This window comes from bacterium (assembly GCA_030649055.1).
Taxonomy (GTDB): Bacteria; Patescibacteriota; Minisyncoccia; order UBA6257; family JAUSGH01; genus JAUSGH01.
Genome location: JAUSGH010000007.1, coordinates 45,328 through 66,124, shown reverse-complemented (window position 1 = coordinate 66,124; position 20,797 = coordinate 45,328). Strand labels below are relative to the sequence as shown.

The 20,797-nt window shown below is 52.3% G+C and carries 20 protein-coding genes; 18 read left to right on the top strand and 2 right to left on the bottom strand.

The window, feature by feature from the left end; genetic code table 11:
* Window positions 1-2: 2 nt before the first annotated feature.
* Both Q7R85_02045 and Q7R85_02040 read left to right on the top strand, forming a co-directional pair.
* Entirely contained in the window at window positions 3-932 is a 930-nt protein-coding gene (locus Q7R85_02045) for a GDP-L-fucose synthase (protein MDO8584884.1), read from the top strand.
* A complete protein-coding gene (locus tag Q7R85_02040; GenBank protein MDO8584883.1) occupies window positions 904-1,692 on the top strand; it encodes a class I SAM-dependent methyltransferase in 789 nt (262 codons plus the stop codon). The genes Q7R85_02045 and Q7R85_02040 overlap by 29 nt, the downstream gene beginning before the upstream one ends.
* Window positions 1,693-1,770: 78 nt before the next feature.
* Here the strand turns inward: Q7R85_02040 and Q7R85_02035 are convergent, their stop codons facing one another.
* A complete protein-coding gene (locus tag Q7R85_02035; GenBank protein ID MDO8584882.1) occupies window positions 1,771-2,499 on the bottom strand; it encodes an NUDIX hydrolase in 729 nt (242 codons plus the stop codon).
* 215 nt (window positions 2,500-2,714) lie between these two features.
* Between Q7R85_02035 and Q7R85_02030 the strand changes: the two genes are divergently transcribed.
* The 4 genes from Q7R85_02030 to Q7R85_02015 all read left to right on the top strand — a co-directional run bounded on the left by Q7R85_02030 (window position 2,715) and on the right by Q7R85_02015 (window position 6,944).
* Window positions 2,715-3,569 carry a glycosyltransferase family 2 protein gene (locus Q7R85_02030; GenBank protein MDO8584881.1) on the top strand — a complete coding sequence of 285 codons (855 nt, stop codon included), beginning with the start codon at window positions 2,715-2,717 and terminating at the stop codon, window positions 3,567-3,569.
* Between the two features lie 158 nt (window positions 3,570-3,727).
* The gene (rfbB, locus tag Q7R85_02025) at window positions 3,728-4,735 is read left to right on the top strand and encodes a dTDP-glucose 4,6-dehydratase (protein ID MDO8584880.1); all 1,008 of its coding nucleotides are present in this window, start codon (window positions 3,728-3,730) and stop codon (window positions 4,733-4,735) included.
* Window positions 4,736-4,775: 40 nt separating this feature from the next.
* A complete protein-coding gene (locus Q7R85_02020) occupies window positions 4,776-5,516 on the top strand; it encodes a sugar phosphate nucleotidyltransferase (protein MDO8584879.1) in 741 nt (246 codons plus the stop codon).
* Window positions 5,517-5,591: 75 nt separating this feature from the next.
* Window positions 5,592-6,944: a glycosyltransferase family 39 protein gene (locus Q7R85_02015; protein ID MDO8584878.1), complete on the top strand. Its 1,353-nt coding sequence runs from the start codon at window positions 5,592-5,594 to the stop codon at window positions 6,942-6,944.
* A 23-nt stretch (window positions 6,945-6,967) separates the two neighbouring features.
* On the opposite strand, the gene Q7R85_02010 is transcribed toward Q7R85_02015, so the two are convergent.
* Window positions 6,968-8,344 carry a glycosyltransferase 87 family protein gene (locus tag Q7R85_02010; GenBank protein MDO8584877.1) on the bottom strand — a complete coding sequence of 459 codons (1,377 nt, stop codon included), beginning with the start codon at window positions 8,342-8,344 and terminating at the stop codon, window positions 6,968-6,970.
* Between the two features lie 156 nt (window positions 8,345-8,500).
* Here Q7R85_02010 and Q7R85_02005 point away from each other — a divergent pair, with 156 nt between their 5' ends.
* From Q7R85_02005 to Q7R85_01950, 12 genes are all read left to right on the top strand, one after another.
* The gene (locus Q7R85_02005) at window positions 8,501-9,976 is read left to right on the top strand and encodes a hypothetical protein (GenBank protein ID MDO8584876.1); all 1,476 of its coding nucleotides are present in this window, start codon (window positions 8,501-8,503) and stop codon (window positions 9,974-9,976) included.
* 2 nt (window positions 9,977-9,978) lie between these two features.
* On the top strand, window positions 9,979-10,635 hold the full coding sequence (locus Q7R85_02000; protein MDO8584875.1) for a ThiF family adenylyltransferase: 657 nt from the start codon (window positions 9,979-9,981) through the stop codon (window positions 10,633-10,635).
* 71 nt (window positions 10,636-10,706) lie between these two features.
* Window positions 10,707-10,949, top strand: a complete 243-nt coding sequence (locus Q7R85_01995; protein MDO8584874.1) for a hypothetical protein — start codon at window positions 10,707-10,709, stop codon at window positions 10,947-10,949.
* A 162-nt stretch (window positions 10,950-11,111) separates the two neighbouring features.
* On the top strand, window positions 11,112-11,636 hold the full coding sequence (locus tag Q7R85_01990) for a hypothetical protein (GenBank protein ID MDO8584873.1): 525 nt from the start codon (window positions 11,112-11,114) through the stop codon (window positions 11,634-11,636).
* 68 nt (window positions 11,637-11,704) lie between these two features.
* Window positions 11,705-11,917 carry a hypothetical protein gene (locus Q7R85_01985; protein ID MDO8584872.1) on the top strand — a complete coding sequence of 71 codons (213 nt, stop codon included), beginning with the start codon at window positions 11,705-11,707 and terminating at the stop codon, window positions 11,915-11,917.
* A gap of 85 nt (window positions 11,918-12,002) precedes the next feature.
* On the top strand, window positions 12,003-12,848 hold the full coding sequence (dinD, locus tag Q7R85_01980; GenBank protein MDO8584871.1) for a DNA damage-inducible protein D: 846 nt from the start codon (window positions 12,003-12,005) through the stop codon (window positions 12,846-12,848).
* A gap of 3 nt (window positions 12,849-12,851) precedes the next feature.
* Window positions 12,852-13,628, top strand: coding sequence for a glycosyltransferase family 2 protein (locus Q7R85_01975; GenBank protein ID MDO8584870.1), 777 nt, complete (start codon window positions 12,852-12,854; stop codon window positions 13,626-13,628).
* Window positions 13,629-13,632: 4 nt separating this feature from the next.
* Complete coding sequence (locus Q7R85_01970; protein ID MDO8584869.1) at window positions 13,633-14,565, top strand: NAD(P)-dependent oxidoreductase; 933 nt, start codon at window positions 13,633-13,635, stop codon at window positions 14,563-14,565.
* Window positions 14,566-14,852: 287 nt separating this feature from the next.
* Window positions 14,853-16,130 carry a DegT/DnrJ/EryC1/StrS family aminotransferase gene (locus Q7R85_01965; GenBank protein ID MDO8584868.1) on the top strand — a complete coding sequence of 426 codons (1,278 nt, stop codon included), beginning with the start codon at window positions 14,853-14,855 and terminating at the stop codon, window positions 16,128-16,130.
* A 19-nt stretch (window positions 16,131-16,149) separates the two neighbouring features.
* A complete protein-coding gene (locus Q7R85_01960) occupies window positions 16,150-17,796 on the top strand; it encodes a glycosyltransferase family 39 protein (protein MDO8584867.1) in 1,647 nt (548 codons plus the stop codon).
* Between the two features lie 12 nt (window positions 17,797-17,808).
* Complete coding sequence (asnB, locus tag Q7R85_01955) at window positions 17,809-19,668, top strand: asparagine synthase (glutamine-hydrolyzing) (protein MDO8584866.1); 1,860 nt, start codon at window positions 17,809-17,811, stop codon at window positions 19,666-19,668.
* The gene (locus Q7R85_01950; protein ID MDO8584865.1) at window positions 19,629-20,789 is read left to right on the top strand and encodes a glycosyltransferase; all 1,161 of its coding nucleotides are present in this window, start codon (window positions 19,629-19,631) and stop codon (window positions 20,787-20,789) included. The genes asnB and Q7R85_01950 overlap by 40 nt, the downstream gene beginning before the upstream one ends.
* The last annotated feature ends 8 nt before the right edge of the window (window positions 20,790-20,797 follow it).

Genomic DNA, 20,797 nt, shown 5'->3' with positions numbered 1-20,797 from the left:
ACATGGATAAAAGCGCAAAAATTTATGTCGCGGGACATCGTGGGCTTGTGGGTTCCGCCATTGCGCGGGAGCTCACGAGGCAAGGTTATATGAATCTTGTTACGCGGACGCGAGATGAGCTTGATTTGTTGAATGCCGGCGCGGTTGCCGACTTCTTCAAGAAAGAGAAGCCGGAGTATGTGTTTTTGGCCGCGGCGAAAGTCGGTGGTATTATGGCGAATAAAACTTATCCGGCCGACTTTATTTACGAAAATCTCGCCATTGAAACGAATGTCGTTCACGGAGCGTACGCGAACGGCGTCAAAAAACTTTTGTTTTTGGGGAGCTCGTGCATTTATCCGCGGATGTGCCCGCAGCCGATTAAGGAGGAGTATTTATTGACCGGCGATCTTGAACCGACCAACCGCGCGTACGCGGTGGCAAAAATCGCGGGCATCGTGTTGTGCCAATCACTTCATGAGCAGTATGGAGCAAACTTCATTTCCGTGATGCCGACGAATTTGTATGGCGAGAATGACAATTTTGATTTGGAAACTTCACATGTGCTTCCGGCGATGATTCGGAAGTTTCATGAGGCGAAGCTTGGCAAAAAGCCGGAGCTTACATTGTGGGGGACGGGCAGTCCGAAGCGGGAATTCTTGCACGTTGACGACCTCGCGGGCGCCTGCGTATTCCTCATGAATAATTACGACAAACCTGAGATCGTGAATATCGGAACAGGAGAGGACGTGTCCATTAAAGAGCTGGCCGAGTTGGTGGGGGGTGTTGTCGGTTACGAGGGCAAGATTTTGTGGGACACTACAAAGCCTGACGGCACACCGAGGAAGCTTTTGGATGTCGGTCGGCTCCACGGGCTGGGCTGGAAGCACCGCATTGATTTGCCGCAAGGGCTCAAGATGACTTATGAATGGTACCTCGCAAACGTACGCTAAGGTGTTGCGCGAGGTTTATCGCGACCTCGGCGATTTTTCCGTTCCATACGCGGTGGATTTTAAGCGATTTTTATATTCGCTGGAACTTTTAGGAAGCCGTGACGCTATTCGGGGCAAGCGTATTCTTGACCTCGGGTGCGGCGTCGGTATTATGGCGCTTGCGCTCCAAAAACTCGGGGGCAAAGTAACGGGCGTTGATAAGTTTATTTTTCCGAGCGCGAGCGACAATCCGTATCGCATCGCGGATTTTAAGGCGTTGCGGCGCGTTTGGGACGCGTACGGCATTACCGTCATTGAACACGACATTCTTTCACGGCTGCCGTTTGAGAACAGCGCCTTTGACGCGGTGAACTCCGACGCCACTATTGAGCATTTGCTACATTCGCCAAAAGGTTTATTTGCTGAGGTGCAACGAGTATTAACACCCGGAGGTGTGTTTTTGGTGACGACGCCGAACCTTGCGAATCTGTTGCGGAGAGCACGGTTTATGTTCGGACGGAGCCCTATGTGGGACATCAAAGATTATTTTGACCGTGGGGAGCACTTTACCGGACATCGGAGAGAGTTCACTGTTTCCGAACTCCGCGCGATGCTTGAATGGACCGGATTTTCTGCCGTATCCATCACCACGCAAAATTCGTTTTTCAGCTGGCGGAGGTTGCTTCATCCGCGAAAGGCATTGGGGCATATCGCGATGTTGCTTGCGATACCGTTTCCAAACATGCGAGAGATGTTATTCGCGCTCGCGACAAAGGATTAGTTGTGGTTGGTGGTGAAAATGTAGAAGCCCCAAGACCTTGTGGGTCTCGGGGCTTCGCGCGTTCGCGTACTTGTACGGTTACCTTACTTTTTTGTTGTCCGGCATCTGGAGTGGTTGCATGAGCGTAGCCATCTCCATCAGCGCTTGTAAGGCGCCTTGGTGTGTGCTGTACCTTCTCCCAATCTGTACATAAGGGACTATGCGCTGTTCGAGCATCGCCCTGGAATGTTCCATCATGCTCTCCGGGAGTTCGTTGACCGGGAACCATCGAAGCGTATCGCTAAGCTTCGGCGCGTCACCCAGCGTGCAGAGGAAGATGAGCGAGAGTTCGGGATCACGACTCAGATTCACGAAGTCGCCAACTCCGATCAGCACACAGTTCTCGAGCGACGCACCGGTCTCCTTGAGTGCGACTCGTTCGCATGCCTTATCGGTAGATTCTCCTCCCCCGACGTAGCCACCCGGGTTATGCCATTGGCCGGGGAAGTAGGGATCGTTGTCGGGACGGCGGGAGAGCAGAACGCGCGGCGTTTCGTCAGTTTCAGTTTCGAACATTGACTTGTCGAGGATCCAGAGCTCCATCGGATTCATCCGAATGAGTCGGTGATCCCAGATGGCCTTCAGAATCGGCCATTCGAGTGTTGGCGTTGGCGTTGCCCGGCAGAGTAATTCCCCAGCGAGCTTTGCCTCGTTCTCCGAGAGCGCGAGAGGGATGGCGTCTCCGATCCTGTCGTATGTCCCGCGCCCCTTGGCCATCTCGGTGAGTGCGAGCACCCACTCGTCGTAGGATAGCGGCTGTCCGCGCATGTTTCACCTCTTTGAAATGGAACCCACGCTTGCACCGCGTCACCGCAGTGAAAACAAGCGTTTGATTGCCGATTCGTGCTACGACTAGTATAGTTGAAACGCCAACGAAAGTCAAGAGGTTGTAAGTGGGGAGGTATCAAGTATAGAGTATCAAGAAGGCTGTATGCACTCCTTGCGCCCATACTCACTTCTTGATACACAATACTTTATACACTATGAGCTCTAAGAAAATCCCATGTTCAGTAGGAGTCCTGACGCTGAATGCCGGCAAAACGCTTGGCCGGTGTCTTGAATCATTTAAGGATTTTGCCGAGATTATTGTGTGCGACGGCAACAGCACTGATGATACGCTTGAAGTTGCGCGGAGATACGGCGCGAAAATCATTAAGCAATATGATTCCGACGAGCCGAACTTGCCCTGTGTGAAGGACAAGGCGAATGTGCGTATGCGGAACATGGCCGCGGCGACATACGATTGGTATTTTTTTATGGACGCCGACGATGCGCTCTTGCCCGATACCGCTGAAGAAATCCGCAGTATCGTGGAGAACCCCAACCCCTCGTATCTCCTATACCGTATGCCGAGCAGGATTTTTATTGATGACAAGCTCGTGAAGTACGCCTCGGTGTACCCCGCGTATCAGTTGCGACTGTTTAACCGGAAAACCGGCGCGTTTTTTAAGGGGAAAGTGCACGATCATATCGTGTATGACAAAACGAAGTATCGGGTCGGCACCACGAAAAGTTTTTACGATTTCCGGATTTCGTCGGAGCGCGTCAGGAACTACTGGCAATATCAAAAAAAATATACCCGCTGGGAGTTTGAGACATTGGCGTTTGATTCATGGGCATCGTTTTTCCGCTGGGGCATCTATTACCGTTTGCGCGTTATTTTTGGTTTTTTGTTCTGGCGCATTCCGCGGCTGTATTTACTCCACGGTTTCAAGGAAACTACCCCGTTCCGCTATGAATTTTTTACTATGTGGCAGCACGTGTATTTCCTTGCGCTTATGATTGCACATGCGCGGGAACTGGTGCGGAAGGGGAAAACCGCATCCGTGGTGGCATAGTTATATGTACACACGGTCATTCTGACTCGCCATAAGCGAGGAAGAATCTCCGGAGATCCTTCGCTGTACTCAGAATGACAACAAAAACCATATGAAACTTTTAGTTACCGGCGGAGCTGGATTTACCCCGCACCACGTATGAGGTCATACTTGTGTTTATGAACACGTTGATGGCGACAAAAAAAGAAAAGAAAATACTTGTTACGGGTGGTGCAGGGTTTATCGGGAGCAACTTCATCCATTACTGGATGAAGCACCACCCCGAGGACAAGATTGTCAATCTTGATAAACTGACGTACGCCGGACATTTGGAAAATCTTGAGGCGATCGCCAAGCATCCGAACTACGCATTTATACATGGCGATATTTGCGACCCCGCGACTGTCCGCGAGGCGATGAAAGGCGCGGACACCGTGGTGCACTTTGCCGCGGAAAGCCACGTGGACCGCTCCATTGCGGATGCGGCACCCTTCGTGGTGACGAATGTGTTGGGTACGCAAGTGCTGCTTCAGGCGGCGCTTGAGGCAAAGGTAGCGCGTTTTCACCATGTTTCAACCGATGAGGTGTTCGGCAGTTTGGCGTTGGATGATACGCGCAAGTTTAATGAACAATCACCATACCAACCAAGCAGCCCCTACGCCGCGTCCAAGGCGGCATCTGACATGCTCGCGCGCGCGTACGCGCATACCTACGGATTGCCGCTCACTATTTCTAATTGCAGTAACAACTATGGACCGTATCAGACGCCGGAAAAACTTATCCCGCTGATGATTACTTACGCGCTTCAAGGGAAACCTTTGCCGGTGTATGGTAGGGGCGTGAATGTACGCGATTGGGTGCATGTGGAGGATCATTCCCGTGGCGTTGAGCTGATCATTACTAAGGGACGGGTCGGTGAGACGTATTGCATCGGCGGAGGGGCGGAGCGGGCGAATATTGATGTGGTAAAAACCATTTTGCGGCATGTAGGGAAGGACGAGTCGCTCATCACGTACGTGAATGACCGCCTGGGCCACGATCTCCGTTATGCTATTGACTACACCAAGGCCGCGAGCGAACTGGGCTATAAGCCGGCGCATAATTTTGAAGATGGCTTGCAAAAAACCGTAGAATGGTATATAAAGAATGGTGATTGGGTGAAGGCGGTTGCGAAGAAGCTTGTATAGGATTAATAGGACTTATAAGTCCAATAGGACCAATACCACTATGAAAGGAGTCATTCTTGCGGGAGGAAACGGCAGACGGCTTGCGCCGATTACGAACGTCACCAACAAGCACTTGTTGCCGATTTACGATAAGCCGATGATTTATTATCCGCTGTCCACTCTGGTCGGCGCGGGACTTACGGAAATTCTTGTTGTGTGCGGACGCGAACATGCTGGCAACTTTGTGAACTTGCTCGGCACCGGCAAAGAGCATGGTGTGCGGTTCTCTTATGCCGTGCAGGAGGCCGCCGGAGGCATTGCGCAAGCGTTGGCGCTCGCGGCTGATTTTGCGCATGGCGATTCGCTGATGGTGATTCTTGGTGACAACCTTTTTGAGGAAAATTTTAAGAAATCCGCGCAGGCATTCGCGAAAAAGGGAAAAGGAGCGAAGATTTTTTTGAAATCAGTTCCGGATCCGGAGCGGTTCGGTGTGGCGTATCTTGAAAAAGGCAGAGTCGTACGTATTGAGGAAAAGCCGAAGAAGCCCACGTCAAACCTCATTACCACCGGTCTCTATATGTATGACGGGGCTGTGTTTGATCTCGTAAAGAACCTGGCGCCTTCAAAGCGTGGCGAATTGGAGATCACTGACCTCAACAATATGTATGTGCAAAAGGGGCTGATGTCGTACGATATCTTGAAAGGCGATTGGACCGACGCGGGTACGTTTGATTCCTTGCTTCACGCAGCCAAGCTAGCGGCGGCAAAGTTCGGCAAGGGTCCCGACGCGAGACTCGTTTAGGTAGTCCTTCGACCGGCTCAGGAACTAATGTTAAAATTTATTGCCTGAGTTTATCGAAGGCTAACCTTGTTTCTCATGAAACGCGCCGCCATACTTATCTTTTCCATTGCGCTCCTCACGCGTGTTGTTTTTCTTTTTGCCTTTTCCGATGAAAATTCTTTACTCTACCACGATAGCTACACGTACATCCAGGCGGCAAAAAATCTTTTGACCCACGGCATTTACTCTATGGGCTATGACGTGCCGCCGAGCCCCGACAGTTTCCGGACGCCACTTTATCCGCTGATACTTTTGCCGTTCGTAAAGTTTGGGATTTCCTGGTATGTCCTTGCGGCAATTCAGGCAATTGTGATGTCCGGCGCCGCGGTACTCGTATTTCTCCTTGGCCGGCGGATTTTTCCGGAAAAAATCGTGTTTGCCGCGGCGCTCATGTTCGCCATTGAGCCTTTTGGCGCGCTTATCGGAGGACAAATTATGACCGAGTCATTTTTTAGTTTGCTGTTTATTGTTGCGATGTTTAATTTTGCGTTCTATGTGCAGCGCGCGAAACCTCGCGATCTTCTCGTTGGCGCCGTAGCACTTGCGATTGCGGCACTCTTAAAACAATTCGCCTTGTTTTTTGTCGTGATGATTCCGTTCGCGTATGTGCTCGCGGGATCGCGGTTGCGCGAATGGAGGGCGCTTCTTGTGCCGCTTACGGTTTTCTTCGTCATACTTTCGCCCTGGATTATCCGCAATCGGCTCACGCTTCACACGTGGGATTTTTCTTCGCAATCCGGATACAACCTTTACGCGTATAACGCCGGGGATTTTTCTCTGTGGCTTCAGGCGCACTTCCCAAAACTTTTTGCAGAGCGCGGGGTGGCGCTTGCGCCCGACGATCTTTTGGATGTAAATTTCCGCTATGACGTATCGCGCATTCCCGAGATACAAGCAAAGGCGGTGCGGTTTATCGGCGCATACCCCTTCGCCTATGGGGTGTTTCACGTGACGCACATGCCGAGCCTTTTCACAAACGCGGCGTATAATAACTTTTTTTATTCTATCCCGCAGCTGGGGTTTAGATATGAAGATGAGCAGGCACTTTACGACGACATCGGTGCGTTTCGTTTTGTTATCGCAGCGGGGCGCGTTGCCGCGCATCCGGTACTTTTACTCGCGCTGATTGCAAACTTCTTTTTTATTATCGTCGCGCTACTCGCAATTGTGAGTCCGTTTGTTGAATGGCGTCGTGAAGGGAGAATCAAAAAAACCACGATATTTTTTGTCGTGGCAATTCTCCTTTACGCGTTGCTTTCTTCGCCCATCAGCGGCGCGCGTCTGCGGATTCCGTTGAATCCGATATTGTTTACGCTTGCGATTTATTCGATTACGCTACTTTGTTGGACGCGAAAAAATCCCTCACCGCAAGCGGTTCCCTCCCTTTAGAAAAGGGAGAATGCGTCCTGTTGTTATTCCTCCTTTGCTAAAGGAGGTGCCTGAAAGGCGGAGGATTTCTTTTCCTTACTCAAAAGCGCAAGAAGCAATGCCCCGATAAACAGACCTTCGCCAAGGAGTGTAAGCCGGGAGATGCCATGTACTCCGGTATTAAGCATGAGTCCCGTAAGCATGAGGCCGAGCACGGTGCTGCGTAACGTGCCGCGTGTCGTTGTGCTTAGTTTTTGTACGAGCAATGCCAAAGGAATAAGCCAGATGACGTCCGCGTACGGCCAGCGCGGAGCGGGAATGAATAATTCCGCGAGCATGGTAAATGCGATGCCGGCAAGAAATAAATCATTTGTCCCTACAGAAAGCGACGGATGGAAACGATACATAAAAAACGCAAGAAGCGCGGTTGTGATAACAAGCAGCAGCGCCAGCGTCGCGCTTCCTACCCATTGTCCTGTTGCACCACGGATGATGCGTTGGAGCGAGCTGTCTTCTCCGGGCACGCTCAAGAATTCGTGAATGTTCATGCCTTCGGCGACATCAACGCCAACTGATGTGAAGTTCGTTGCCGCATCCGTACGCATCGCGCCTTGAAACGTGGCCGATTGTTCGTAGCTTTTCCATAGCGCGAACGGGAAAAATAATCCGGTGATAAGGACGCTTGTTAGCGCGCCGGCAGCGACGAATGATACAAATTTGAATTTTTTATAAAGCAGAAACGGGATAATTGCAAAAATAAACGGCGGGCGCAAGCTGATGAGGTAGCCGAGAATGAGTCCGCTCGCGGCGAGCGGAAGCCACTCATATTCCTCCTTTGTTAAAGGAGGTGCCTGAAGGGCGGAGGATTTTTCTTCTGCTCGACTGTATAAATAAAGCGCTGCGCTGAAGAGCGATACATACCACACATATATTTGTCCGCGTTCAACATGGAGCCGCCAAAAAGAACTTCCGGAAATGAATAGCAATCCAAGCGTTATGACGAGTAAACGGTTGCGCTTTGCACATGATTCTTCGCTGACGCGATAGACGTATTGTGCGAGGAGTGCGAGCGACGCAATAAGCGCGGCCCATTGGAATGCAAACCAAATCCACCGTTGGGTGCCGTAGGGGAGCGCCGAGATGAGGTTTTGGAAAAGCAATACGGTCGGAGGCACCGTCACGCGCGCGACGGGGATTGCTGTGTTGTCTGATGGATCAAGATAGCGGTCGCTTTCTTTGGGCGACCATTTATAAAAATACGGGTCTTGTTTTAACTCTTGAGCGACACGCGCGGCGGTGACGCGGTTACGCAGGTCCACGCCGCCATAAAAGGCGGTATTTTTGAAGTCAGCAACAAATCCCGCGACTGCGACAAGGATCGCGGCGGCGAGGAGGATATAGAGGATAGCGCGGCTTTTCATCGCTTTCAGTATAACGAATATCGTGTGAATGGCGAAGGTGCGAGCAACTCTGCAGCGGCTTGACGCCCGCCTTTTATTTCATTATTATTTAGCCAGCATCGTGCGAGGTGTACTCGCGGCGATGAAACAGCCCTTTGACATGAAGGAGAGTTTGAAATGACAAGCCCACTGTTTGAATCCGGGTACGCCTTCGCGGTGCCGGTGCTCATCATGCGGTGGCTCGGGGTTGAGCTGCCGACGGCTACTGCGACGAAGCGCGTGACGGTGGTTTCCAATGACTTTGACATCATCGTGGACCTTCTCACCTTCACCGGTGAGGCGGCCAGCAACGAAGCGGTGGAGATGTTGCAGCGGCGCGGCCGCGAGCAGGGACGTGAGTTGGTGCTCGAATCCTGCGAGATTGATGTCGCATCATTCGCGTTGCTCGTGGCAAAAGAGCCGAATGCCGAGCTGCTCAACGTGGACGAAACACCTACGTCCGGCGGGTTCATCCAAGCGAAGCCGATGGTGGAGTCCGACATGCGGCAGGTGGAGGCGCTCTCGCGTTTTGCCGGTCTGCACTTCGTCTACTGTTACAGTACCACCATTAGCAACCCGCCGTTCTCGGAGAAAGCTGGAACGGTGCATCTCTTCTGCCAGGCCCGTCCGCCCGGTGTTTACAATTCCGGCATGGTGGTGGAAACGCTTTTCGGAGTTCAGGTGTGGGAGGACGGGCAGACGCGTCTTGTGAACATGCCTACTCGCGGACGGGGACGGCTCATCATTGATGGCGTAACCCCAATCTTCCAGGTGCTCGGATCCAACTATTATCAGCTCTGTCTTACGCATACCGCTTTTCACGGCGAGGCGGCGCGTGAGACGATCTTCCGCAAGCTGCTCGGCTGCATGTATCGTGATCTCGTGAAAGCGTCCGACAGAAAAACGGAACCGATCGTGGAGACGAACGCCGAGGACTTTTCGGGGTTTGTCATTATCCAAGCCGCTGCGATTCTGGGAGAGCTTCAGACAACGCTGGAACGCATTAATGCCTTGATTCGGAGCGAGGAAAACGAGCTGGCAGACAAGCTGCACGATCAGAAGGTGCTTGCTGTTCTTCTCGAGGCGATGCAGGTGACGTCCGCCGATATTCAGGACGCGGAGGATAAATTGGCGGATGAGTCGCGCAAACAACAGCTGTTCACCCTCCGCGTGAAGACGATGCAGGATTCGGAATTCGTCCGTGGCTTGCACAAGCGTCTTCCGATGGAACTTGACGAGATTACGAAGATGGATGGCGTGGCGGCAGTGCGCATTGTCGATAGTGGCGTGCACATTGTGACCACGGACATCATCCTGGAAGACAACGGCCGCCGGTACAATCTGGGACCGTTTACGATCCGTCTGGACCCGAACGGCAAGATCGGAGTGTGGAGCGAGGCGCCGAGGCATTCGCTTGGGCACCATCATCCGCACGTCAGCCGGATTAGTTTGGCTTGCTTCGGAAATGCGACGGTTGCCATCGCGAAGTACATGAGTGAGTTCCGTTTCGCGGAGGCGGCGCTCGTCGTCATGCGTTGGCTTAACACCTATACGCCGGAGACCACACTGCATCCGTTGGAGGAGTGGCTGGCCGAACCTGACGAAAGGAGGTGACCGTGGTAGAACCGACGATGAATCTCTCGGGACAGCACAACCTCTTCAACGCGATGACTGCGAGAAGCGTAACCATCATCGGCGCGGGTGCCGTCGGCGGATACGTTGCCGTCACCTTGGCCAAGATGGGAGTAACGAAACTCACGGTCATCGACGACGACTACGTTGAATCGCACAACATTCCGATGTCCGTCTACCGGCCGTGTGACCTTGGCCGGCCGAAGGTGGAAGCGTTGCGCGACATCGTTCTGGAAGCGTCGGGTGTCGTCATTGATGCCCGTCGGCAGTTCTACGAGAACGAGCCGCTGCGCGACGCAGTGGTGTGCTGTGTGGATACCATGGAAGCTCGGCAGGCGGTTTGGCGTAACGTCAAGATGCAACCCAGGGTGGACATTTTGATCGACACGCGGACTGCCGAGGAGCTCGTCTGGGTTTTTGCTATCGCTCCGTGCGATCCGGACGACATTGCGTACTACGAACATCATCTTGCGTATACGACCAAGGAAACCGCGCATCCGATGTGCGGGAGACATGGCATCGTGTACGCATCAATGAGTGCTGCTTCCGCAGTTGCCGCGGATCTGGTATATTGGTGGCAGCATGGAAAGAAGAAGCGCCATCACAAGGCGCTGACCGGCGTCATGGAGATGATTGACTAGGTCTGTGAGAATGAAAGGAGGAAACGCATCGGAGACCGGTAGTTCCGTTTCATTATCGGAAGGAGATGACGATGAAGATCAAAGTGAAGGTGGTACCGACGCAAGGCAAGAGCACCACGAAGGACGTCGAGGTCGAGGAGAGCGGCGCCTCTGTCGCGGAGGTGTGCGAGGCCGCGGGGATCGACGTGAAGAACATGGACCTCACGATGAACGGCAAGCCGGCCAAGCTCACGACCCACGTGGGTCCGAAGGACGCGCTGGAGGCGAAGGACAAGCCCGTCGTCGCCGTGTCGGAGCGCCCGCGGGGCTCATAGCGAGCCGGAAGTCAGAACCAGCACGGACCGTACATCTCTTCGGAGGTGTACGGTCCGTTTCATTTTGATGTCATATGGCAAAGATGTTGACCCCGTTATTCTAAAATGCTATCCTCTTGTCAGCACTTGTAGAGGAATCAAGCCAACAAAAGGAGGTGCGCGTTGAAAGAGAATTTTGTTCTTCTTCCGTTGACCAAGGGGCCTTGCGCGAAAGGACGTGTCGGGCCGAGGACGTGGCAGGACTGGTACAGGAGTATGGTGCTGGCCAAGCGACTCCAGCCACGGTACGGACAGGCACCCGTGCTTATCTTGAGCAACCTCCAGGTTGCCGGAGAGCGGCACGAGGAGGACATCTACGTTGCGGCGGCGGAGGAGCTTGGCATCAGCAATCTCGTCGTAGTGCGCGAGGCGTACGAGACCATGGGGCAATTAGACTACGCGTTGGATGTGGCGAGACGTGAACGGTTGATGCTCGTCGTCATCTCTACGTGGCTTCATTTCCCGCGCGTGTGGTGGCTCTGCCGCGAGCGGGGCGTCAAGCACCACATTGCGTGGGGAATCCCGAGGCCGTCGCTCGCGGTGGCGGACCTCATCCTCACCATCGCGTTTCCGATCCTGGATATCCTCGGGCTGCGCGGATGGTTCAGGCGGCGGTTGGAGAGTCGGCGCGTGAAGGGAAACCTGTAGCTACGGGGCCGCTCGCAGCACTTTGTTGCGGCGGATATTGTCCGGGCCAGTATTGGAAGGAGAATACGATGAAGATGTTTACGATGCAGGTGGATGACAAGGTGGACGCTCTGCTCGAAGAGCTCCGCGTAGCGTTCGGAAAGAAGTCCAAGGCAGCAGTCTTCCGGATGGCGATCGCGCTTCTCAACGAAGCGAAGAAGGCGAAGGACGAGGGCAAGCGTCTCGTCATCTCTTCGCGGGATGCCAAGTCCATCCTGAAGGAGCTCGTCATCGTGACGTAAGTAGCGTACGGCCGCGGAGAGAATCTCTCCGCGGCCGATCCTTTTATACATTGCAAATTTTCTTTTTAATGTGCAAAATAAACTTATGACCAATGAAATAGCGCCGCCAAGCATTCATAAGGATTTTGAGGGCATCAAAAATGTTGACGAGAATGGGGTTGAGTATTGGGATGCGCGGGAGTTGTTGCCTATTTTGGGTTATGAAAAATGGCAAAATGCAGAGGATGTGATTGCGAGAGCGGCTAGAGCTTGTATTAACAGCGGTCAGGATGTGGATAACCATTTTACTAAGCTCAGTAAAATGGTCAATATTGGCTCAAATACGGTTCGAGAAGTGGTCAATTATAAACTCGATCGCTACGCCTGCTATCTTATTGCTCAGAATGGAGACCCTAAAAAAATCGAAATAGCGATGGCTCAGACCTATTTTGCTATTCAGACAAGAAGGCAGGAAGTTTTTGAACAGTTACCCGATGCCGAAAAGAGATTATTCATTCGCAGCGAAGTATCTGACTACAACAAGAAACTTTTCAAGACGGCAAGGCAAGCTGGGGTGAGCAAGTTCGGGTTGTTTAATGATGCTGGATATAGAGGTCTTTATGGGATGCCATTATCGGAGATTGAACGTAGAAAGGGAATAAACAAGGGAGAATTATTAGATAGGGCTGGTTCTACCGAGTTGGCGGCTAATTTGTTTCGTATTACTCAAACCGATGAGAAATTAAAAAAGGATAACATACAAGGAGAAAGTTTGGCCGCCCAAACACATTTTATGGTGGGCGGAAAAGTCCGGCAGACCATTAAGGAAATTGGTGGGACGACGCCAGAGTATCTGCCAACAGAAAAACACATTAAAGAAGTGAAGAAAGAGGTGAAACAACTAGAGAGGATGGAGAAGAAAAAAATTGATGGTAAAAGGAAGCCTATTTAGAATATGACCCGCCTCGCAAATGGCAAAAAAGTCGTGGTATGTATGATCGCGTACCGCGCCGAGAAAACCGTTGAAAAAACGTACCGCGCCATTCCTCTTGATTGGGTGGATGAGGTGATTTTGTGCGACGATGGTGGGGGTGACCGCACCGCGGAGATTTCCCGATCGCTGGGTATCAAGACCATCGTACATGAGGTGAATCGCGGGTACGGCGCAAACCAAAAGACGTGTTACAACGAGGCGTTGAAGGATGGCGCCGATATTGTGGTGATGCTCCACGCGGATTATCAGTATGACCCGTCGCTTATTCCGGAAATGGTTCGGCCGATTGTCGAAGGCCGGGCGGACGCGACGTTCGGTTCGCGTATGGCGGTGAAGCGCAATGCCCTAAAAGGGGGAATGCCGATCTGGAAATTTATTCCCAATATCGTCCTTTCGCTTGTTGAGAATTCGGTGTTCCGGCTGGGTCTCTCCGAATATCACACCGGGTACCGCGCGTATAGCAGAAAAGTTTTGGAGACAATTCCGTTTAACGACAATTCCGACGGCTTTATGTTTGACGCCGAGGTATTTCCGCAGTTGCGGATCGGCAAATTCCGCGTTGCGGAGGTGGCGATCCCCACGCGGTACTTTAAGGAAGCGTCATCGGTGAATTTTAAAAGCAGCGTGAAATACGGATTAAACTCGCTCCGCGTGGTGGTGAAGTATATTTTGTACAAGCTTGGCATAAAAAAGTTTCCGATATTTGAAATGGAAGGCAATAAAGCAATTAAGCAATAGAGCAATGAAGCAATACGTTATAACCGGAGGGCTCGGGCTTATCGGCTCATTGCTTGCAAATAGCGTGGAGGGGGATGTGACCGTGATTGACCGCGCCGGCGCCCCTAAAGATCGGCTGACGCGAAAAGATGCGCGGATTGTGTTGAAAGACCTCAACGCGCTTGAAGCCGCGGACATAGACAGTGCGGACGTCATCTATCACTGCGCGAGCACGGTGCACAATTATCATGTGCTTGATAACCCGTATATTGACGTTGACACCAACCTCAAAGGGACCATTCGGCTGCTGGAGCTGGTGAAGGATATGGCAAAAAAACCGCTCGTCATCTATCCCTCCACGTTTTTTGTGTACGGTAACACGTGCGATAAAAGCGGGGGCAAACCCGTGAACGAAGAAAGCGCGACGGACCCGCGGGCGCTCTACCCCGCGACAAAACTTTGCGCCGAAAGCATTATCAAGCTCTACGCGCGGCTGTACGACATCCCGTACCTCATTACGCGTCTCACGAATGTGTATGCCGAAGGGGAGGATTTTACGCAAAAGAAGAAGGGCGCCTTGAGTTTTCTTATTATGAGCGCGGTGAAGGGCGAGGAGGTGACCATGTATGGCGACGGAAGTTTTTACCGCGACTATATTTATGTGAATGATGTTATTGACGCCCTGCGATTTCTGGAGTCACATGCCAAGAACGACACGTTTTTGATCGGATATGGTTCGCCGGTGAAGTTTAGGACAATGATGGACTATGTGTTGGAGTATACCGGACGGCGTTCTAAGCTTGTGCAAATGGAACCGCCGGCGTTTCACCGCGCGGTGGGCGTTGGTAACTTTATCGCCGACACTTCCAAAATCAATGCGTTGGGATGGAAGGCGAAGATAGATTATAAAACGGGATTGTCGCGGGTTATCGAGGCATACAAGAAGTTGTCCGGATAGGTCACCGCGCCCATTTTTTGCAACGATTTCCGCTTGCGGAAATTCTCCTCGTAAAAAATCGCGAAGGTGACGGAACAAGGCGAACTCAACCTCCGCCCGCCTTAGGCGGACTTCGGGATTCATACAGCGCCATTGTTCCGACTTCGTGATTTCTTTACTCGGGAATTTCACGCATCGCTCCAATATGCTGCAAAAAATGAGTACGGTGACTTATCCTTATTGATGGTGGCGACGTGTGACCCGTCCGCCTTGTCTTTTGTTATATTGTTATTCTATAATTCAACAATATGAAACCCTCTAAAAAATCCGCGGCGAAGCAGTATTACGGCATTTTTAATATGAAAAAAACTTTTCAACCCGGAAAGGACAAGGTGTATTACGCGCAGGCGTCGTACGGCAAAGAGGAGATTAACGCCGTTGTGAAGTGCTTAGAAGAAGGGTGGCTGGGGATGGGAAAATATGTCGCGGAGTTTGAACAAAAAGTTTCGGGCATTTTTGGGCACACGCACGGATTGGTGGTCAATTCCGGTTCTTCGGCGGATTATCTTGCGTTTAAAGTGCTGGGCTTGCCTGAAGGAAGCGAGGTGATTACTCCGGCCTGTACTTTCCCCACAACCTATAGCGCGATATTGCTCGCCGGATGCATGCCGGTGGTCGGGGACTCAGAGATTGGTAGTTACAATCTTGACCTCAAAAATTTGGAGAAGATGCTTTCGCCCAAGACGCGCGCGGTGATGATTCCGCACACGCTCGGCAATTTGAATGATATGGAAGTGCTGAGCGCGTTCTGTAAAAAACATAACCTGTATCTTGTTGAGGACAGCTGTGACACCATTGGCGGGACATTCAACGGAAAGCCGACCGGCGCCTATAGCGACATGACGACCTCCAGTTTTTACGCCTCGCACATCACGACCGCGGGCGGAGGCGGCGGAATTCTTTGCATGTCAAAACCGGAGTTTTGGCGGACTGCGTATGCGTTCCGCGAATGGGGAAGAGCGGCGCTGGATAATAACGAGGATATCAGCGAGCGTTTCACGACGGAGTTGACCGGTATATCTTATGACCGCAAGTTCACCTACACGCACATGGGCCACAACTTAAAGCCCGTGGAGATGATGTTCGCGTTCGGGTTGGTGCAGCTCAAGAAACTGAATAAGTTTATCGGTATGCGTCGCGCGGTGTTTGACGGGCTCTACAACTTTTTCAGCGGGTACGAGGACTACTTTATTTTGCCGAAAGAGCATCCGAAGGCGAAGGTGGCATGGCTCGCGTTTCCGCTGACGCTCAAGGACAATGTTCCGTTTACGCGTCTTGAGCTGGTGAGTTATCTTGAGGCGGCAAATATCCAGACACGTCTTTTGTTCGCGGGAAACATCTTGCGCCAGCCGGGATACAAAGACACGCCGCGGCGCATTGTCGGGACACTCGCGAACGCGGATAAGATCATGCGCGACTCGTTTGTCATCGGCGCGCACCAATGCATCACGCCAAAGATGCTCAGCTACGTGAAGGCCACGTTCAAGAAGTTTTTGGACTCCAAAAAGCCGGGAAAGGTGAGATAGGGGATGTTATAGTTATCATATGTCTCGCTTCAAAATCGCGTTACTTTTGATTATCGCGGTTGCGTTTTTCGTGCGTCTTGCGGGGATTTCTTACGGTTTGCCGATGTGGCTTGTCTCGGACGAGCCGCCGTTTATTTTTGGAGCGCTAAAGATGATGGAGCTCCGTAGCCTAGTGCCGGCGCTTCATGCCGCGGAGTTCGGGCGCATTCTCTATTTTCCGCCATATCTTTCCTACATCTACCTTGTACTTTTTATTCCCGTGCTCGTGATAAAATATTTGCTGTTTTCCGGGACGTTCCCGCAGTTTATTTCCGCAACAACGCTTGACCCCTCGGCGCTTTTTATTGCCGCGCGTCTCGCGAGTGTCGTCCTCGGCACCGCGACGGTTTGGCTTGTTTATAAAATCGGGAAGAATGTTTTTGCGGCGGAAGCGCCCGCGCTATATTCGGCCGCATTTTTGGCATTAAGTTTTCTCCATGCAAATTTTTCGCATTGGGCGCGACATTGGGTTCCGGCAACGTTTTTCTTTGCGCTCGTCATGTACGTGCTTTCCCGCGCTGATATTGCGGCGCGGCGGCGCTACCTCCTCGCCACGCTTTTTGCCGGCATAGGTGTCGGTATCAACTACCAGGCCGGACTTTCGGCGTTGTTTATCGCGCTGTGGTTTTTGTTGTATGACCGGCTGTCTTTGAGGGAGCGGTGGGTTTACGGGAGCGCGCTGCTTTTTACGGCACTTGTGGCACTGGCTTACGCGCTTTATCCCGGGGGACTTGTGGTGCACGCGGAGAATGTTGTTGGGGGAGCAAAGAGCATTATTGGATTTTTCGCGGGATACGGATTTTATGCAAAAAAGCTCATTGAAACGGAGTCGGCGTTTTTCGTGTTTATTATTGCGGGGTTGCTTTACGCATTCCTCCGCAAGCGCAGGTTTTTTGCGGTTGCGTCGCTCTTTTCTTTCGCCTATATCGCCGTCTTCTACTTGTTCTTCTTTCACATGGACCGGTACATCCTGATGCTTTATCCGCTGTTCGCGCTTGTCGCGGGGTACGGGATGCACGAAGCAACTATGTGGATTGCGGCGCGTTCAAGGTTTCTTGCGTATGGCCTTGGTGTCGTTGTGTTTGGAACGATGGCGGCGGGAGTGCTGCGGTTTGACTCGCTGCTTCTCAAAAATGATACGCGCGTGCAGGCGGCAGAGTGGACTGCGGCAAATGTTCCAGCCGGAGAAAAAGTGGTTACATTCGCGCGCCTGATGCGGATTCCCACGACCGCCGATGCGGTTCAAGAACAGCGACGCCTTGACCCCGGCTCGCTTCGGAGCGCGGACGTGGCGACTGAAGCGTTGCCGGAGGAGCTGCTGCCCTCGCCGCGCTACCACGCGCTGAATCTTTTCGCCGCGCAGCCCGGCCCATTCACCGACCATCTCTCCGAATATATGCAGGCGAATGATTACGCGTATCTTCTGTATAGTCCGGAATTTGTTGCAGGGTATGGCATTTCCGACCATCTCGCGAGCTTAGGCGAAACTGTTGGAATATTTTCGGGCTCTGCGGATAACTCCGATGACATCACGAACGGTTTCGGCGGTGGACTATTGAAAATGTTCGCGCTTCGGTCGAATGGACCAACGATGGTCGTTAAAGCAATAAAACAATTAAGCAATTAAGCAAATATTGCCGTGTGTAGCATCAATGGATTTAATTTCAAAGACGAGGCGCTCATTAAGAGCATGAACGCCGCCACAGTTCATCGGGGACCCGATGGGACCGATGTTTTTGTTGCAGATGGAATTTCGCTCGGCCACGACCGCTTGAGCATTATTGATTTGAGTTCTGCCGCCAGCCAGCCGATGAAAAGCGCGGATGGGCGGCTGGTTATTGTTTTTAACGGTGAGATTTACAATTACCGTGAGTTGAAAGAAGAGTTAAAGTCCGGTTATCCGTTCCGCACGGCGAGCGACACCGAGGTAATTTTGGTGGCGTACGCGAAGTGGGGGAAAGAGTGCGTCAAAAAGTTCAACGGCATTTTTGCGTTTGCCATTTGGGACGCGGCGAAGCAAGAACTGTTTCTCGCGCGCGATCACGCGGGCGTGAAGCCGCTGTACTACTACTTTGACCCTTCGACGAGCTCAGGGCAGGCGCGATTTATTTTTTCATCGGAGATTAAGGCGATTCTTGCGCATGATATCGCTCGGGCGGTTTCCAAGGAGGCGATGAATTTTTATTTTCATCTTTACTATGTGCCGGAGCCGCTTACGATGTTTCAAAATATTTTCAAGCTTCCCGCGGCGAGCCGCGCCGTATTCACAAACGGAAAGCTGACGATCGAAAAGTATTGGGAGGTGACGGATTTTACGGATGTTGTCTCGCGTGATGAAGCACGGCGTGAGATCCGGCGGTTGTTTGACGACTCTGTAAAGCGTCAGCTTATTTCCGACAGACCCGTCGGTGTGTTTCTTTCGGGAGGCATGGATTCCACAGCGGTGTTGGGCTCGGTTGTTGCCGCCGCGGGCAAAGCGCAGACATTTTCCGTGGGGTTTGACGTTGATGTGCAGCGGGATAAATTTAATGCTGATGTTCGCCTCGCGCGGATGACCGCGGCGCACTACGGAGCAGAGCATCACGAGCTTATGATCGGGGCAAAAGATATCGGTGATAATTTGGAACGTATCGCGTGGCACCTGGATGAGCCAAATTTTAACCCGACCGCGGGCGCGATGTATCTGTTGTCAAAAATGGCGAAGGAAAACGTGGCGGTGGTTTTGGGCGGCGACGGGGGAGACGAGCTCTTCGGCGGTTATCCGCGGTATTGGTACAGCCGCGCGATTACCGCGTTCCAGCGGCTGCCGTTCCACTCCGCGCTTGCGGGTTGTTTCGGGAAAAACAACGCGCAAAAGCTGCGACTTCCGGCGGATGCGTCGCGCGTGGTCGCGTTCCTCGCGGAAAAAGAGAATAATGTAGTCGGCGTGCTTTCGCGTGACGTCAGCGACCCCGAGACAATCACGAGGCATTTTAGCGAGCGGTATTTTGCATCGGCGCAACCGCGCGATTTTGAGAAAGTATTCATGAACATTGATCGGCAGAGCTGGCTGGTGGACGAGTCGCTGATGCGGTCGGATAAAATGACGATGGGTCATGGACTTGAGTGTCGAGTACCTATGCTGGATTATCGGCTCGCGGAGCTTGCCGCGAAGATTCCCACGCGATGGAAGTTTTCGCTTTTAGGGAATACCGGAAGGCATTTCCAGGGCAAGCGCATTTGGCGCGATGCGATCGCGGACTATCTGCCGCCGCATGTGGCGCGTGAGCCGAAGCGCGGCTGGTTTACGCCTATGGCAAAGTGGATGCGCGGCGAGCTGAAAGATAGGGTTCGAGATATCCTCGCGAACATTCCGCAAGAGTTTTTCAATCGTGAAGAAGTCCGGCGGATGTTTGAGGCGCATGTTACGGGAGAGCGGTATAATCTTAATATGATTTGGGCGATTGTTATGTGGGAGTTATGGTACGAACAATTTATCCGCCGGCAACCAACATCATGAAAATCGCTTATCTTGCAAATATCCGCCTTCCGACCGAAAAGGCGCACGGCATCCAGGTGGTGCATATGTGTGCGGCGTTTGCGGCTGCAGGAAATGCTGTGACGCTTGTGGTTCCGCGGCGCCTGAATATGCTCAAAGACGACCCTTTTGTTTTCTACGGTGTCCCGCGCAACTTTTCAATCCGTAAGATTTTTGTTGCGGATTTTTTAGCGTTGCCTTTTTTGAAACAACTCGGATTTGTATTAGAGAGCATGAGTTTTATAAAGGCCTTGTGGTGGCATCTGCTTTTCAATACATATGACGCGTATTATACGCGCGACCTTGCCGTCGCGGCGGGATTGTTGACGCGTGTGCCGGTTTTTTACGAAATCCATTCGTTGCCGGAGCGTGAGAACTGGCTGCACCGTCGCGCCTGGCGGCGCGCAAAAGGAATTGTTGTGATTAGCGACGGGTTGCGAAAGGCGCTTATCGCCTTTGGCGTTCCGGAGCAAAAGATTTTACTCGCGCGCGACGCGGTTGATATGAAGAAATTTTATATTACGGCGAGTCGCGATGAATGTCGCGCGAAACTGCATCTCCCGGCTGATAAAAAAATTGTCGCGTATACCGGCCATTTGTATGATTGGAAAGGAGCCGATGTCTTAGCTCGCGCGGCGGCAGAACTTCCACCCGATACACATGTGTATGTTGTCGGCGGAACACTGGCTGACACGGAGGCATTTAATCGGCGGTTCCCTTCGGCAAACCTGCACGTGCTGGGATGGCGGAGTTCCTCCGAGATTCCGTTGTGGCTCAAGGCGGCGGACGTACTCGTGCTTCCCACCAGTGGCAAAACAGCCATCGGCGCGCGCTATACTTCTCCGATGAAGCTTTTTGAATATATGGCCTCCGGTACGCCGATTGTCGCCTCTGATCTCCCGTCGATTCGCGAGGTGCTTAATGAGTCGCAGGCAATTTTTGTCCACCCCGATGACTCTTTGGCGCTTGCCGGTGGAATTGCTGCCGTACTTCACAATGAGCATGCGGCGCACCAGATTGCGCTTGCCGCGCAGAACCATGTTCGGGAATATAGCTGGGAAAACCGCGCGCTGCAGATTATTAAATTTATGGAAAGTTTTTAGCGTGTCAT